The organism is Azonexus fungiphilus (assembly GCF_003634965.1).
In the GTDB taxonomy this organism is placed as follows: domain Bacteria; phylum Pseudomonadota; class Gammaproteobacteria; order Burkholderiales; family Rhodocyclaceae; genus Azonexus; species Azonexus fungiphilus.
Map to the genome: position 1 here is coordinate 107,648 of NZ_RBXP01000020.1, position 15,680 is coordinate 123,327.

The window sequence follows — 15,680 nt, forward strand, 5'->3', positions numbered from 1 at the left end:
GGACTCCGACATCGCCGCCACGCGCCCGTTTCCCGACATGCCCTTTCCCCATCCCAGCCCGACGCCACGCCAGTACGGTTCGGCTTTCCAGCGCTGGCTGGTGATCGGGGTCGTGGCGCTCAACCTGGTGATGGTCACGATCGCCGTGCAGAGCCTGCTCGCCAGCCGCGAACGGGCAATCGCCCAGGCCGGCGGCAATGCGATGAACCTGGCGGCGCTGCTCGAACTGAGCGTCGCCGATTCGGCCCGGCGCATCGACCTTGGCCTGCTCAGCATCGTCGATGTCCTCGAATCGCTGGGCAGCGAGCGGGTTCTTACCGACGAGGCGATCGAGCGCGTGCTGCAGCAGCACCTGGCGCGCCATCCGGCCGTCGATGCCTTTCGCCTCAGCAACCGCGACGGCCTGCTCCTCTGGGGCAAGGGCGTCGACCGCCAGGCGCCGGTCTCGGTGGCCGACCGCGCCTTCTTTCCCGAGCACCAGGCTGCCCCGGGGCAGCGCCTGATCGTCGCCGAGCCGGTGCTCGGCCGGGTCTCGAAAATGTGGGTGGTGGCCTTCACGCGCTCCTACCGCCTTGCCGACGGCTCCTTCGGCGGTGTCGTCACCGCCGCGGTGACGCTCGATCACTTCACGCAGCTGCTCAGGCCGCTGCAGCTCGGCGCGCATGGCTTCGCCGCGATCCACCATCAGGAACGGGCGCTGCTCACCCGCTATCCGGCGCTGGCCGGAGCCGCCGGCGAGCCCGGTTCGCGCGACCTGCCGGCCGAGTTCGTGGCGATGCTCGACACCCGCGTCGATAGCGCCTCCTTCCAGTCCTCGCATCCCGACCAGCGCCAGCGCTTCTACGCCTACCGCCGGATCCAGCACACGCCCTTCGTGCTCTCGGTGGCGATTGCGCCCGAGGATTACCTGGCCGACTGGCACCGCGAGATCCGCCACACGCTCTTCCTGCTGCTGGTGTTCTTCGTCGCCACCGTGTTCGCCGCCTGGATGCTGCGCCGCTACTGGTGGCAGATCAGCAACCAGACGCTGTTTCTCGACACGCTGATCGACAACCTGCCGCTGCCTTTCTTCTACAAGGATGTCGAGGGCCGCTACCAGGGCTGCAACCGCGCCTTCGAGAGACTGCTCGGCAAACCGCGCAGCGAGATCGTCGGCAAGTCGGTGTTCGACATGGCGCCGCCCGCGATCGCCAACCGCTACCACGAGAAGGACGCCGAGCTGTTCGCCCGCCCGGGCACGCAGACCTACGACTGGGTCACCTCAAGCGGCGACGGCGTCCGTCACGTGATCTTCCACAAGGCCACCTTCCTCGATGCCGACGGCAGCGTCGCCGGGATTCTCGGCGGCATCACCGACGTCACCGAGTTCAAGCGCATCCAGGAAGAACTGCAGACACACCGCGACAATCTCGAGGCGCTGGTCGCCGAGCGCACCGAGCAGCTGGCCCAGGCCAAGGAGGCGGCCGAGGCGGCGAGCCAGGCGAAGAGCGCCTTCCTGGCCAACATGAGCCACGAACTGCGGACACCGATGAGCGGTGTCATGGGCATGATCGACCTGGTCTGGCGCAAGACCGCCGACGCCAGGGCGCGCGAGCAGCTGGCCAAGGCCAAGCAGTCGTCGCGCCATCTGCTCGAGCTGATCAACGACATCCTCGACATCTCGAAGATCGAGGCACAGCGGATGACGCTCGAGAAGACCGCCTTCCGCCTCGCCGACGTGCTCGACAACCTGCACGTCCTGGTCGCCCATCGGGCCGAGGAAAAGGGGCTGGCGCTGCAGCTCGCGCCCTTGCCCGAGCCGGCCCGGGCGGTGCTGCTCGGCGATCCGCTGCGCCTCGGCCAGGTGCTGATCAACCTGGTCGGCAACGCCGTCAAGTTCACCGAAAGCGGATCGGTCACGGTCGACGTCGCCGTCAGCGAAGAAACGCCCGAGCAGCTGACGCTGCGCTGCACGGTCGCCGACACCGGCATCGGCATCCAGGCGGAAGACCTCGGCCGGGTGTTCTCGGCCTTCGAGCAGGCCGACTCGTCGATGTCGCGCCGCTATGGCGGCACCGGCCTCGGGCTGGCGATCAGCAAGCGCCTGGTCGAGCTGATGGGCGGCGAGATCGGCGTCGACAGCGAGCCCGGCCGCGGCAGCCGCTTCTGGTTCTCGGTCCGTCTCGACAAGGCCGACGCCGCCGGCGAGCTTGCCGCGAATCCGCAGGAGACGGCCGAAACGCGGCTGCTGCGGGAGTTTTCCGGGGCGCGCGTGCTCCTCGTCGAGGACGAGCCGATCAACAGCGAGGTGTCCTGCTGCCTGCTCGAGGACGTCGGCCTCGTCGTCGATCTCGCGGTCGATGGCGCCGAGGCCGTGGCGATGGCCCGCGCCAACCGCTACGCGCTGATCCTGATGGACATGCAGATGCCCAACCTGAACGGCGTCGATGCGACGCGGGCGATCCGCGCCGACTCGCTGAACAGCGACACGCCGATCCTGGCGATGACCGCCAACGCCTACGAGGAAGACCGTCAGGCCTGCTTTGCCGCGGGCATGAACGAGCACATCGGCAAGCCGATCAATCCCGACCTGCTGTTCGCCTGCCTGCTGCGCTGGCTCGGCCGGCGGGTGACGGGGTGATCGACATGGGTTTTTTGCGCGATTTGACGGTCGACCGTCAAATCCGGCCAATTTTTGCTTCTGGGGAAACGCGATGATTCTGGTAACGGGTGGTACGGGTTATATCGGTTCGCACACGGTGGTCGAGCTGCTCGCCCGCGGCGAGGAAGTGCTCATCCTCGACAACCTCTGCAACAGCAGCCGCAAGGTGCTCGACCGCATCGAGACGATCGCCGGCCGGCGGCCGGATTTCGTCGAGGCCGACATCCGCGACCACGCCGCGCTGTGCGCGCTGTTCGCCGCCCGGCCGATCGATTCGGTGATCCATTTCGCCGGCCTCAAGGCGGTCGGCGAATCGGTCGAGAAGCCGCTCGAGTACTACGACAACAACGTCACGGGCTCGCTCAGCCTGCTCCGCGCGATGCGCGCCAGCGGCGTTCGCCGCCTGGTCTTCAGCTCGTCGGCGACGGTCTATGGCGACCCGCACAGCGTGCCGATCCGCGAGGATTTCCCGCTGCAGGCGACCAATCCCTACGGGCGCAACAAGCTGATGGTCGAGGAAATCCTGCGCGACCTGATGCGCGCCGAGGCCGACTGGCGCTTCGCCATCCTGCGCTACTTCAACCCGGTCGGCGCCCACGCCAGCGGGCTGATCGGCGAAAGCCCGAACGGCATTCCGAACAACCTGATGCCCTTCGTCGCCCAGGTCGCGGTCGGCCTGCGCCCGCAACTGTCGGTGTTCGGCAGCGACTACCCGACGCCGGACGGCACCGGCGTGCGCGACTACATCCATGTCGTCGACCTGGCCCGCGGCCACCTGGCGGCGCTCGACGCGCTGACCCGCGACGATCGCTCGCTCACCGTCAATCTCGGCACCGGGCGCGGCTACAGCGTGCTCGAGATGGTCCGTGCCTTCGAGCAGGCGAGCGGCCGGCCGGTGCCTTACCAGCTGGTCGGCCGGCGCCCCGGCGACATCGCCACCTGCTACGCCGATCCGGCGCAGGCGGAAGCGCTGCTCGGCTGGCGCGCCCAGCGCGGCATCGAGGAAATGTGCGTGGATACCTGGCGCTGGCAGTCGGCCAATCCCGACGGCCTCTAAGGCCACAGCCCGGCCGCTTCAGTCGAAGAGCAGGGCGGCGGCGACCTTGCGGCCTTCGCTGGCGAGGATGTTGTAGGTCCGGCAGGCGGCCTGCAGGTCCATCACCTCGAGGCCGATGCCGGCCGGCGCGAACGGGCGCATCAGCGCCGGCGCCGGAAAGCGCAGGCGCTTGCCGGTGCCGAGCAGGATCACCTCGACGCCGAGGCCGAGCAACTGCTGCATGTCGCTTTCCTGGAGCGTCGCGACATTGGCGGTCGACCAGCCGGGACGCAGGCTTTCCGGCAGCACGATCAGGTTTTTCTCGTGTTTTTCGTGGTTGACCGCAACATAGTCGTCGCCGTAGGCGGTGAACAGGTTGAGTCCGGCAGTGCTGGTGGTATGGAGTTTCACTTTGCGGTGCAGCAAACGTAATAGTAGGATTATACCTTTGGCCCGAACGCCGCCAATCCGGACATCGCCCCCATGAAGCACGTCAAGAAATCCGCCAAGCTCGCCAACGTCTGCTATGACATCCGTGGCCCCGTGCTGCAGATGGCCAAGCAGATGGAAGAAGAGGGCAACAAGATCATCAAGCTGAACATCGGCAACCTTGCCGCCTTCGGCTTCGATTCGCCCGAGGAAATCCAGCAGGACATCATCCGCAACCTGCCCAACGCGGCCGGCTACACGGATTCCAAGGGCATCTTCGCGGCGCGCAAGGCGATCATGCACTACACCCAGCAGAAGCACATCAAGGGCGTGACGCTGGAAGACATCTACGTCGGCAACGGCGTCTCCGAGCTGATCGTGATGGCGATGAACGCGCTGCTCGACGCCGGCGACGAAGTGCTCGTGCCGGCGCCGGACTATCCGCTGTGGACGGCGGCGATCAGCCTGTCCGGCGGCAAGCCGGTGCATTACCTGTGCGACGAGGCCAAGGGCTGGCTGCCCGACCTCGACGACATCCGCAGCAAGATCAACAAGAACACCCGGGCGCTGGTCATCATCAACCCGAACAATCCGACCGGCGCGCTCTATCCGGACGACCTGCTGCACGAACTGATCGCCATCGCCCGCGAGCATCACCTGATCATTTACGCCGACGAGGTGTACGACAAGGTGCTCTACGAGGGCGTCACCCACACCTCGATCGCCTCGCTGTCGGAGGACGTGCTGACCATCACCTTCAACGGCCTGTCGAAGAACTACCGCTCCTGCGGCTATCGCGCCGGCTGGCTGGTGGTGTCCGGCGACAAGCGCCACGCCAAGGACTACATTGAAGGCCTCGACATGCTCGCCTCGATGCGCCTGTGCGCCAACGCGCCCGGCCAGCACGGCATCCAGACGGCGCTCGGCGGCTACCAGAGCATCGACGACCTGATCGCCGAAGGCGGCCGCCTGCGCCGCCAGCGCGATCTCGCCTACGAACTGATCTCGGCCATTCCCGGTGTCTCCTGCGTCAAGCCGAAGGCGGCGCTGTACATGTTCCCGAGGCTCGATCCGAAGATCTACCCGATCAAGAACGACCAGCAGTTCATCGCCGAGCTGCTCCAGGAAGAAAAGGTCCTGCTGGTCCAGGGCACCGGCTTCAACTGGCCGCACCCCGACCATTTCCGGCTGGTCTTCCTGCCGCACGAGGACGACCTGCGCGAGGCCGTCGGCCGCGTCGCCCGCTTCCTCGAGAACTATCGAAAACGTCACAACACCAACCATCTCATCAACAAAGACTGACCTATGAAACCCATCAATGTTGGCCTAATCGGCATCGGCACCGTCGGCGGTGGCACCTGGACCGTACTCAAGCGCAACGCGGAAGAAATCACCCGCCGCGCCGGCCGGCCGATTCGAATTACCGCCGTGGCTGACAGGAACGTGGAACTCGCTCGCCAGGTGACCGGCGGCGAAGCCCGCATCACCGACGATGCGTTCGCCCTGGTCAAGGATCCCGAGATCGACATCATCGTCGAGTTGATCGGCGGCTACGGCGTCGCCAAGGACCTGGTGATGCAGGCGATCGCCAACGGCAAGCACGTCGTCACCGCCAACAAGGCGCTGCTCGCCGTGCATGGCACCGAGATCTTCACCGCCGCCCAGCAGAAGGGCGTCATGGTTGCCTTCGAAGCCGCCGTCGCCGGTGGCATCCCGATCATCAAGGCGCTGCGCGAAGGCCTGACCGCCAACCGCATCGAGTGGGCCGCCGGCATCATCAACGGCACCACCAACTTCATCCTCTCCGAGATGCGCGACAAGGGCCTGTCCTTCGCCGACGTGCTCGCCGAGGCGCAGCGCCTGGGCTATGCCGAGGCCGATCCGACCTTCGACATCGAAGGTGTCGATGCCGCGCACAAGGCGACGCTGATCGCCTCGATCGCCTACGGCATCCCGGTGCAGTTCGACAAGGCCTACGTCGAAGGCATCACCAAGCTCGAAGCCTCCGACATCAAGTACGCCGAGCAACTCGGCTACCGCATCAAGCTGCTCGGCATCGCCAAGCGCCGTGACAACGGCGTCGAGCTGCGCGTGCATCCGACGCTGATCCCGGCCAAGCGCCTGATCGCCAACGTCGAGGGCGCGATGAACGCCGTCGTCGTCAAGGGCGACGCCGTCGGCACCACGCTCTACTACGGCAAGGGCGCCGGCGCCGAGCCGACTGCCTCGGCGGTGATCGCCGACCTGGTCGACGTCACCCGCCTGGCCACCGCCGACCCGGAACACCGCGTGCCGCACCTGGCCTTCCAGCCGGACGCGATGTCCAACCTGCCGATCCTGCCGATGAGCGAGATCGAGACCGGCAACTACCTGCGCCTGCGCGTCGAAGACAAGGCCGGCGTGCTCGCCGACGTCACCCGCATCCTCGCCGACCAGGGCATCTCGATTGACGCCATGCTCCAGCGCGAGCCGGAAGAGGGCGAGGGCGAGACCGACATCATCATCCTCACCCACGTCTGCAGCGAAAGCGCCGCGCTCGCCGCGGTCGCCAAGGTCGAGGCGCTGGCTGCGGTGAAGGGCCAGGTCAAGCGCATCCGTCTCGAAGAACTGCAGTAAGCCGGTCGTTCCACGCATCGAGAAGGGGGCCGCGGCCCCCTTTGTCGTTTGGCGATGCAGATCAAGGAAGCCAGGCCGCCGGCCCCGCAAAATTCGTCTTCCTGCCACCCCGGGCAGTCATCCCAAGGAAACCAGCATGACCAAGACGATCCACGTTTGCGACCACCGCACCGCCGAAGCCCTCTATCCCTTTGACGCCCGCGGCGTCGCCAAGCGCTTCCGCCACGCCGCCATCTTCGGCGCACTCGAATCCCTGATGCCGGGCGAGACCATGCGCTTTTGCAACGATCACGATCCGCTGCCGCTGCTCGCCCAGATGCAGCAACGCTATGGCGACAAGGTGGGCATCGAGTATGTCCAGCGCGAGCCGGGTGCGATCGTCATCGATTTCACGGTGATCGGCTGAGTTGCTGACGACGGCCGCGCTGACGCTGCTCGCCCTGCTTGCCGCCGCGCTGCTGGCGGCAAGCGGTGCCGGCACGCCGGCGGCGGTCGCCCACCTGGCGTTCGCGGTCGGCATCGTGCCGCTGATCTTCGCCGCGATCAGTCATTTCGTGCCGGTGCTGACGCGCACCGGCGAACCCTCGGCGGAGATCCGCCGCCTGCCGGTTTTTGCCCAGTTGAGCGGGTTGACCGTGGTCCTCGCACTGCAGGGCTGGTTGCCGTACTTTGCCGTGCATGCGGCGGCGACGGTCGACCTGGTGCTGGCGGCGATCCTGCTGCGCTGGGTCGTGGCCCGCGCCGGCGCCACCCTCGGCCGGCCGCATCCCGGCTGGCGCTGGTACGCCGGCGCCCTGGCGCTGCTCGGCGCGGCGCTCGCGGCGATCCTGGCGATGGCGCTGTGGCCGGGGCAATGGGCCGGCTGGCGGCTGCTCCACCTGCACCTGAATACCCTCGGCCTGGTCGGCCTGGCCGCTTTCGGTACCTTGCCGGTGCTGTTGCCGACGGCGCTCGGTCAACCCGAGCCCGAAGCCGCCGGCTGGCTCAAGCGGCGTTTCTGGCCGATGCTGCTGGCGGTGCTGCTGCTGGCCGGCGGTGCCGCCTTCTTCTGGCCGGTGTCGCTGGCCGGCGCGGCCATCCTGCTGGTCCTCGCGCTCGGCCTGGTCGCCCAGTGGTTGCGTCGTTTTCGCCCGGTCAGCCTGTTTGCCGACGGCGCCAGCTGCGCTCTGCTCGCCGCCGTCGCCGGCTGGTGCCTGTGCCTGCTCGGCGGGGCGCTGCATGGCGCCGGCCTGGTCCCGGCCCGGCCGACCCTGGCCGCCTGGGCGGCGGCCTTCCTGCTGCCGCTGGTCAGCGGCGCGCTCAGCCAGTTGCTGCCGGTGTGGCGCTTTCCCGGTCCGCGCACGCCGGCGCGCGATGCCATGCGCGCCGTCCTGGTCGCCGGCGGTGCCTGGCGCGCGGCGCTGTTCCTGCTGGCCGGCCTGGCGTTCATCGCCGATCTGACGACAGCCGGCGCCGCCTTGCTGACCACCGCGATGCTGTTGTTTGCCTTCAGCCTGCTGCGGGCGATGCGAATCTTGCGGTCGACGCGTTAAAATCGCGGTTTTTCCGCTTTCCAGGTTCCGACGCCATGCGCTACATCTCGACCCGCGGCCAGTCCGCGCCCCAGGCTTTCTGCGACATCCTCCTCGGCGGCCTGGCCCCGGACGGCGGCCTCTACCTGCCGGAAAGCTATCCGCAGGTCACGCGTGCCGAACTCGATGCCTGGCGCCAGCTGTCCTACGCCGACCTGGCCTACGAGATCCTGGCCAAGTTCATCACCGACATTCCGGCGGCCGACCTCAAGGCGCTGGTCGCCAGGACCTATACAGCCGACGTCTACCGCTTCACCCGCAACGGTGGCAACGCCGCCGAGATCACGCCGCTGACCAGGCTGGAAGATGGCCTGTACACGCAGGAACTGTCCAACGGCCCGACGCTCGCCTTCAAGGACATGGCGATGCAGCTCCTCGGCAACCTGTTCGAGTACGTGCTCGAACAGCGCGGCGAGTCGATCAACATCCTCGGCGCCACTTCCGGCGATACCGGCTCGGCGGCCGAATACGCCATGCGCGGCAAGCACAACGTCAAGGTCTTCATGCTCTCGCCGGACGGCAAGATGAGCGCCTTCCAGCGTGCCCAGATGTACTCGCTGCAAGACCCGAACATCTTCAACATCGCCGTGCGCGGCATGTTCGACGACGCCCAGGACATCGTCAAGGCGGTGTCCAACGACGCCGCCTTCAAGAAGCAGTACAAGATCGGCGCGGTCAATTCGATCAACTGGGCCCGCGTCGCCGCGCAGATCGTCTATTACTTCCAGGGCTATTTCCTGGCCACCAGGAGCAACGACGAGCAGGTGGCGTTCACCGTGCCGTCCGGCAACTTCGGCAACATCTGCGCCGGCCATATCGCGCGCATGATGGGCCTGCCTATCGCCAAGCTGGTGCTGGCCACCAACGAGAATGACGTCCTCGACGAGTTCTTCAAGCGCGGCGTGTACCGGCCGCGGACCTCGAAGGAAACCAGCGTCACCTCCAGCCCGTCGATGGACATCTCCAAGGCGTCGAACTTCGAGCGCTTCGTTTTCGACCTGGTCGGGCGCGACCCGGTGGTCATCCGCGAGCTGTGGTCGAAGGTCGACCAGGGCCAGGCTTTCGACCTGAGCACCACGGTCTACTGGAAGGACAAGCCGAAATTCGCCTTCGTCTCCGGCCGCAGCACGCATGCCGACCGCCTGGCGACGATCCGCATGGCCCACGAGAAGTATGGCGTGATGCTCGACACGCATACCGCCGACGGTCTCAAGGTGGCGCTCGAAAACCGCCAGCCGGGCGTGACCATGATCGTGCTCGAAACCGCGCAACCCGCCAAGTTCGAGGAAACCATCCGCGAGGCGCTGGCCACCCGGCCGGTGCGTCCGGCTGAACTGGAGGGCATCGAGGCGCTCGCGCAGCGCGTCGTGGTCATGGATCCGGACGTCGCCGCGATCAAGCAGTTCGTCGTCGATCACCTCTGAGCTTCGCCATCGCGATGAAAAGGGCAGCCTGGCTGCCCTTTTTTTTTCGCCGCCTGCCGGAACTTTGCCGGCGCCGAGCGGCTCTGTCCGGTGGTTGTTGCCGCTTGCCCGGTCGGGGGAAGACAGGATTAAACTGAAGACAGGCAGCAGGTTGCAAGTTCAGGGGGGGGCTGACAAACATGCCGGAATCCAGCATCCATCCGCGGGCGGCGGTCGGCGCGCACGACGCCGCGGTCGGCAAGCTCAAGCGTCGCTACATCCTGGCGCTGTCGCTGATCGCCGCGCTCACGATCGTCTCGCAACTGCTGATCCAGGTACTGATCGCCGATCAGAAGCACGATTCGCGGGTGGTGAACATTGCCGGCCGGCAGCGCATGCTCAGCCAGAACATCGTCAAGCTCGGCTTCTCGCTGGCCGCCGCCGAACCGGCGCAGGCCGCCGGCTGGCGACGCCAGCTGGCAGCGGCGGTCGATCTCTGGGCGCGCTCGCACCACGGGCTGCAGCACGGCGACCCCGAGCTCGGGCTGCCCGGCCGCAACAGTGCGGCGGTGCAGGCGCTGTTCGCACGCATCCAGCCGCAACACGAGGCGATCGTCGCCGCTGCCCGCGACATGCTCGTCACCGACGACGCCGGCGAGCGCCGTGCCGCGCTCGAGCGAATCCGGGAGCACGAGAGCGAATTTCTGGCCGGCATGGACGAGATCGTCTTCCGTTACGACAGCGAGGCGCTGTCGAAAGTGACGCTGGCCGAGCGCCTCGAACTCGCCCTGATGGTGATCACCCTGATCGTTCTGCTGCTCGAGGCCCGCTATATCTTTTCGCCGGCGACGCGGCGCATCCGCGACGATTTCGAGCGCTTGCAGCGCAACGAGAAGGAACTCCAGGCGCAGCACCTGCGCCTCGAGAACATCCTCCTCGGCACCAACGTCGGGACCTGGGAATGGGATATCGCCAGCGGCACGGTGGTGTTCAACGACCGCTGGGCCGAGATCGTCGGGTACACGCTCGACGAACTGGCCCCGCACGGCGTCGAAACCTGGATACGCCTGACCCATCCCGACGATCTGCAATGCTCCCGGGAACTGCTGAAGCGGCACTTTGCCGGCGAGCTGGCCCATTACGAGTGCGAAATCCGTTTGCGGCACAAAGCCGGCCACTGGGTCTGGGTACAGGGGCGCGGGCGGGTGTCGCACCGCCGCGACGACGGCCGGGCGCTGGCGATGTCGGGAATCCACCTTGACATCAGCCTGCGCAAGCACTACGAGGCGCAACTCCAGGCCAGCGAGCAGCGCTTTCGCGACTACTCGATGGCGTCGTCCGACTGGTTCTGGGAAATGGACGCCGACCTGCGTTTCTCGTTTTTTTCCGAGAACGTGCGCAGTACCCTTGGCGTCGATCCGGCACGGCTGATCGGCCTGCGCCGCGAACAGGTTGCCTGCCTCGGCGATCACCCGCCGGATGCAGCCTGGCTGGCGCATTTCCAGACGCTGGAACGGCGCCAGCCGTTCCGCGGTTTCGAGTACCAGGCTGGCAGCGAACTCGGCGGCCGCTGGTTCTCGATCAGCGGCGTGCCGGTCTTTGCGGCCGATGGCGTCTTCCTCGGCTACCGGGGAACCGGCTCCGACATCACCGCGCGCAAGCAGGTCGAGCTCGAGTTGCGCGAAGCCAAGCACGCATCCGAAGCCGCCAACGTCGCCAAGAGTGCCTTCCTGGCCAACATGAGCCACGAGATCCGCACGCCGCTCAACGCCATCACCGGCATGGTCCATCTGCTTCGCCGCACCGGTGTCACCGTCGAGCAGCGCGACCGGCTGGACAAGATCGAGGTTGCCGGCAACCACCTGCTCGAGATCATCAACGCCGTACTCGACCTGTCCAAGATCGAGGCCGGGAAGTTCGTCCTCGAGGCCTGTCCGGTACGACCGGAAAGCGTGCTCTCGAATGTTTCGTCGATTCTTCGCGATCGCGTCCAGGAAAAAGGCGTGCGCTGGCTGACGGAAGTGGCGCCTTTGCCAGCCGGCCTGATCGGCGATCCGGCACGGATCCAGCAGGCGTTGCTCAACTACGCCAGCAATGCCGTCAAGTTCACGCCGCACGGGCAGATCTGCCTGCGTGTCAGGCTGCTCGAGGAGGACGCCGATTCGGCACTGCTCCGCTTCGAGGTCGAGGATACCGGCATTGGCATCGACGAGGCTGTCCTGGCCCGGCTGTTTTCGTCGTTCGAGCAGGCCGACAACACGACGACGCGCAAGTACGGCGGTACCGGCCTGGGCCTGGCGATCACCCGCAAGCTGGCCCGGATCATGGGCGGCGAGGCCGGGGCCAGCAGCCGTCCCGGTCAGGGAAGCCTGTTCTGGTTCACTGTCCGTCTGAAAAAGGATGCGGCGGCCGCTACGGCGCTGGCGCCGGAGCAGGGCGACGCGGCGGCTGCGGTGCTGCAGCGTGAATGCCGGGGTCGGCGGCTGTTGCTGGTCGAGGATGAACCGATCAACCAGGAGGTCGCGTCGATGCTGTTGCGCGAGGTCGGCCTCGACACCGACCTTGCCGGCGATGGCGCCCAGGCCGTCGAACTGGCGGCCGGTGGCGGCTATGCCTTGATCCTGATGGACATGCAGATGCCGGTGCTGGACGGCCTTGAGGCGACCCGGCGCATCCGCCAACTGCCCGGTTGCGCCGACGTGCCGATCATCGCGATGACCGCCAACGCGTTTGCCGAGGATCGGGCCCGCTGCCTGGCGGCCGGGATGAACGGCTTCCTCTCCAAGCCGGTCGACCCGGCCGAGCTCTACGCGATGCTGCGCGACTGGCTGGGCGCCTAATCCGGGGTCGATTCGCCGGCGAGTCGCCGGCGCAGGCAATCGACCAGGCGCTCGATGGCGTCGGCGAGGGTGCGGGCCGACTCGCCGGCGGCCGGGTCGTGCTGTCGCGCGAGCTGGGTGAGCTGCGTCGCCAGGCGCAGGCTTTCCCGGGCGACGAGATTGCCGGCGACGCCCTTGAGCGTGTGGGCGATTTTCTCTATGCCGTCAAGATCGCCGGCGTCGGCGAGTTGGCGCAGGCGTGCCGCATCGCCGGCGTGGCTGCTCAGGAAAATCGTTGCCAGGCGGTCCACGAAGGCCGGCTGGTGCTGGTAACGGACCGCCAGTGCCGGCCAGTCGACGATGCAGTCGGGTTCCTGGTCAACGCTTGCCGGCGGTGCTTCGTCCGGCGTCCCCGGGGTGTCGAGGAGGATCTGGCGCAGCGTGCGGATCAGGTTGTTGACGTCGATCGGCTTGCTGATCACCGCGACCATGCCCGCCGCCAGGCAGCGCTCCTGCTCATCGCGCAGCGCATGCGCCGTCTGGCCGATGATGCGCAGGCCGGGGTGGCGCTGGCGCAGCAGCAGGGTCGCCTCGATGCCGTCCATTTCCGGCATCTGGACGTCCATCAGGATGGCCGAGAAGGGTTCGCTGGCGTTCTCGATCGCTTCGATCGCCGCCCGGCCGTTGTCGACGATGTGGATCTCGGCGTCTTCGCCACGCAGCATTTCGGTCAGGACGATCTGGTTGATCGTGTTGTCCTCGGCGATCAGCAGGCGCAGACCGGCCAGGCGGCCGCCGGCGGCCGCCTCCGGCTCGGGCGCCGCCGGCAGTTCTGCCGACGCGGCCAGCGGCAGGCGCAGCGTGAAGGTGCTGCCGCGTCCCGGTGTGCTGCTCGCCGCCAGCGTGCCGCCCATGATTTCCGCCAGGCGCCGGCTGATCGCCAGGCCGAGGCCGGTGCCGCCGAATTTCCGGGTGGTGCTGTTGTCGGCCTGTTCGAAAGGCTGGAACAGGCGCTGCAGGGCTTGCGCCTCGATGCCGATGCCGGTGTCGCTGACGGCGATCGACAGTTCTCCGTCCTGCCAGGCGGCGCTCAGCCGGACTTCGCCGGCACCGGTGAACTTGATCGCGTTGGAGAGCAGGTTGAGGATGATCTGGCCGATGCGCACCGGATCGCCGACGCAGGCGGCGGGCAGGCACTGACGGTCGACGGCCAGGGCGATGCCTTTTCCGTCGGCCAGCGCACGCACCTGGCGCAGGCTTTCGTCGATCATCCGCTCGGGCGCGAAAGGAATCGCCTCGACGTCGAGCTTGCCAGACTCGATCTTCGAGAAATCGAGGATGTCGTTGATCACCGCCAGCAGGATGTTGGCCGAATCGAGGATGCGGGCGAAAGTCTCGTGCGTCCTGCTGCCTGGCGGGGTGTCGCGGAAACCGACCTGGGCCAGGCCGAGGACGCCGTGCAGTGGCGTCCGGATCTCGTGCGACATGTTGGCCAGGAACTGGCTCTTGGCGCGGTTGGCGTGCTCGGCATTGTCCTTTGCCTGGTTGAGTTCCTCGGTGCGCGAGCGGACCAGGTTCTCGAGATGGTTGCGGTGCGCCAGCAATTCGGCTTCGAGTTGCTTGCGTTCACTGACGTCGTGGATGATCGAGTAGAGCAGGTCGCGATTGTCGATGGTGATCGGGCTGGTGTAGGTCTCGACGGTGCGCACCGAGCCGTCGGCAAGGCGATGGCGGAACTCGAAGCAGGATTTTTCGAGCCGCTTGGCGCGCTGCATCTCGACGGCGATTTCCTCCTCGGTCAGGGTATTGATCTGGCTCACCAGCATCGTCCGCAATTGCGCCACCGTCCAGCCGTAGAAGCGCGAGGCGGCGACGTTGGCGTCGACGATCCGGCCGTCGGTCGGGTCGACGATGAACATGATCGAATAGCTGTTCTCGAAGGTGTGCCGGTAGCGCGCTTCGCTTTCGGCGAGTGCCTTGATCGCCTGGTCGAGCTTGTCCTGGCGTTCCTCGAGCGAGGCCGCCATCGAGTCGAAGGTGGCGGCGAGCAGGCCGACGTCGCTGTTCGCCCGGGCCAGGCCGCTGCGTGCCCCGAACTCGCCGCGGGCGATCCGGTTGGCCATCTCCGACAGCCGCTGCATCGGCGCGACGACCTCGCGGCCGATGACCCGGAGCGAGACGAGCAGGGCGAGGAGCAGTGCGGTCAGTGCGATCAGCAGGTCGCGCACGAGCATCCGGTCGATCGGTGCCTGGATCGCTTCGCTCGGCAGCGAGATCGCCAGCAGGAAGCGGTTCGGCGACGATTCGAGCAGCGGCGTGTGGCCGACGATCCGGGTCGAGCCATCGTCGGCGGTCAGGCTGAGAACGCCGCTGCCGGCCGTGTCGAGGATGGGGCGGAGCATTGCCGCGGAAGGCCTGGGCCGGTCGCTGCCGCCGGGGATGTCGACGGCGACCTTGCCGCTCTGGTCGACGACGATCAGGTTGGCTGCCGCCGGCAGCCGCGATTTCTTCAATTCCTCGCTGAGCCAGTCCATGCTCAGCACGAAGACGAAGACAGCGTTGACCCGGTCGCGTTCGTCGCGCGCTGCCTTGGCGAAGATGATCACCGGCTTGCTGACGATCTTGCCGATGGTGACGTCGCTGACGACCATGCGGTCGCTCTTCAGGGCCTGTCTGAAATAGGCGCGGTCGCTGTTGTTCACGGCGCTCTTCAGCGGCACTGCCGAGCAATCGACGCTGCCGTCGGGCAGTGTCCGGGTGATGTTGAGGAAGCCGCTTTCGACGTTGCGGATGTCGGACAGCGTCTTGTTGCAATGCTCGACCGAGGTGCCGCCGTGTAATTCGGCACGGATGGTCAGCGAGGTCAGCAGGGCCTCGGCCCGGGCTTCGATGGCACGTTGCTGAAGCGAGATGGCCTGCACGGTGTGCAGCAACTGTTCTTCGGCCAGGCGCATGCGCAGGTTCTTCTCACCATAGGTGCGCCAGGCGATCAGGCCGGCGGCGACCGCGCAGACCAGGACGAGGGCGGAGACGATCAGGGTGCGAAGACCGAATGGCTTGGTCACAGCAGTGTTCCTTTCGCTCGTGAGCGCGGGGGGCTGCTTCTCGTTATGGGAAAGTTGTTGCTTGGTTGCTTCGAATGACGAATCGATTATATGCCGAATG

Annotated in this window: 10 protein-coding genes; 8 read left to right on the plus strand and 2 right to left on the minus strand. The window is 66.8% G+C overall.

Annotation, left to right across the window (positions count from 1 at the left end; all coding sequences use genetic code 11):
- Positions 1-37 precede the first annotated feature (37 nt).
- Positions 38-2,620 (plus strand): ATP-binding protein, encoded by a 2,583-nt coding sequence (locus DFR40_RS16475; RefSeq protein WP_121459590.1) that lies wholly within the window; start codon positions 38-40, stop codon positions 2,618-2,620.
- Between the two features lie 73 nt (positions 2,621-2,693).
- The gene (gene galE, locus DFR40_RS16480; protein WP_121459591.1) at positions 2,694-3,698 is read left to right on the plus strand and encodes a UDP-glucose 4-epimerase GalE; all 1,005 of its coding nucleotides are present in this window, start codon (positions 2,694-2,696) and stop codon (positions 3,696-3,698) included.
- An 18-nt stretch (positions 3,699-3,716) separates the two neighbouring features.
- Here the strand turns inward: galE and DFR40_RS16485 are convergent, their stop codons facing one another.
- Positions 3,717-4,088: an Mth938-like domain-containing protein gene (locus tag DFR40_RS16485; RefSeq protein WP_121459665.1), complete on the minus strand. Its 372-nt coding sequence runs from the start codon at positions 4,086-4,088 to the stop codon at positions 3,717-3,719.
- Positions 4,089-4,160: 72 nt separating this feature from the next.
- Between DFR40_RS16485 and DFR40_RS16490 the strand changes: the two genes are divergently transcribed.
- The 6 genes from DFR40_RS16490 to DFR40_RS16515 all read left to right on the plus strand — a co-directional run bounded on the left by DFR40_RS16490 (position 4,161) and on the right by DFR40_RS16515 (position 12,536).
- Complete coding sequence (locus DFR40_RS16490; protein WP_121459592.1) at positions 4,161-5,408, plus strand: pyridoxal phosphate-dependent aminotransferase; 1,248 nt, start codon at positions 4,161-4,163, stop codon at positions 5,406-5,408.
- Positions 5,409-5,411: 3 nt separating this feature from the next.
- The gene (locus DFR40_RS16495; protein ID WP_121459593.1) at positions 5,412-6,722 is read left to right on the plus strand and encodes a homoserine dehydrogenase; all 1,311 of its coding nucleotides are present in this window, start codon (positions 5,412-5,414) and stop codon (positions 6,720-6,722) included.
- A gap of 136 nt (positions 6,723-6,858) precedes the next feature.
- A complete protein-coding gene (locus DFR40_RS16500; protein ID WP_121459594.1) occupies positions 6,859-7,128 on the plus strand; it encodes a DUF2249 domain-containing protein in 270 nt (89 codons plus the stop codon).
- A 1-nt stretch (position 7,129) separates the two neighbouring features.
- On the plus strand, positions 7,130-8,254 hold the full coding sequence (locus DFR40_RS16505; protein WP_121459595.1) for a hypothetical protein: 1,125 nt from the start codon (positions 7,130-7,132) through the stop codon (positions 8,252-8,254).
- 35 nt (positions 8,255-8,289) lie between these two features.
- Positions 8,290-9,717: a threonine synthase gene (gene thrC / locus DFR40_RS16510; RefSeq protein WP_121459596.1), complete on the plus strand. Its 1,428-nt coding sequence runs from the start codon at positions 8,290-8,292 to the stop codon at positions 9,715-9,717.
- 179 nt (positions 9,718-9,896) lie between these two features.
- A complete protein-coding gene (locus tag DFR40_RS16515) occupies positions 9,897-12,536 on the plus strand; it encodes a response regulator (protein ID WP_121459597.1) in 2,640 nt (879 codons plus the stop codon).
- On the opposite strand, the gene DFR40_RS16520 is transcribed toward DFR40_RS16515, so the two are convergent.
- Positions 12,533-15,580, minus strand: a complete 3,048-nt coding sequence (locus tag DFR40_RS16520) for an ATP-binding protein (RefSeq protein WP_121459598.1) — start codon at positions 15,578-15,580, stop codon at positions 12,533-12,535. The two genes, DFR40_RS16515 and DFR40_RS16520, sit on opposite strands and share 4 nt — an antisense overlap.
- Positions 15,581-15,680 lie beyond the last annotated feature (100 nt).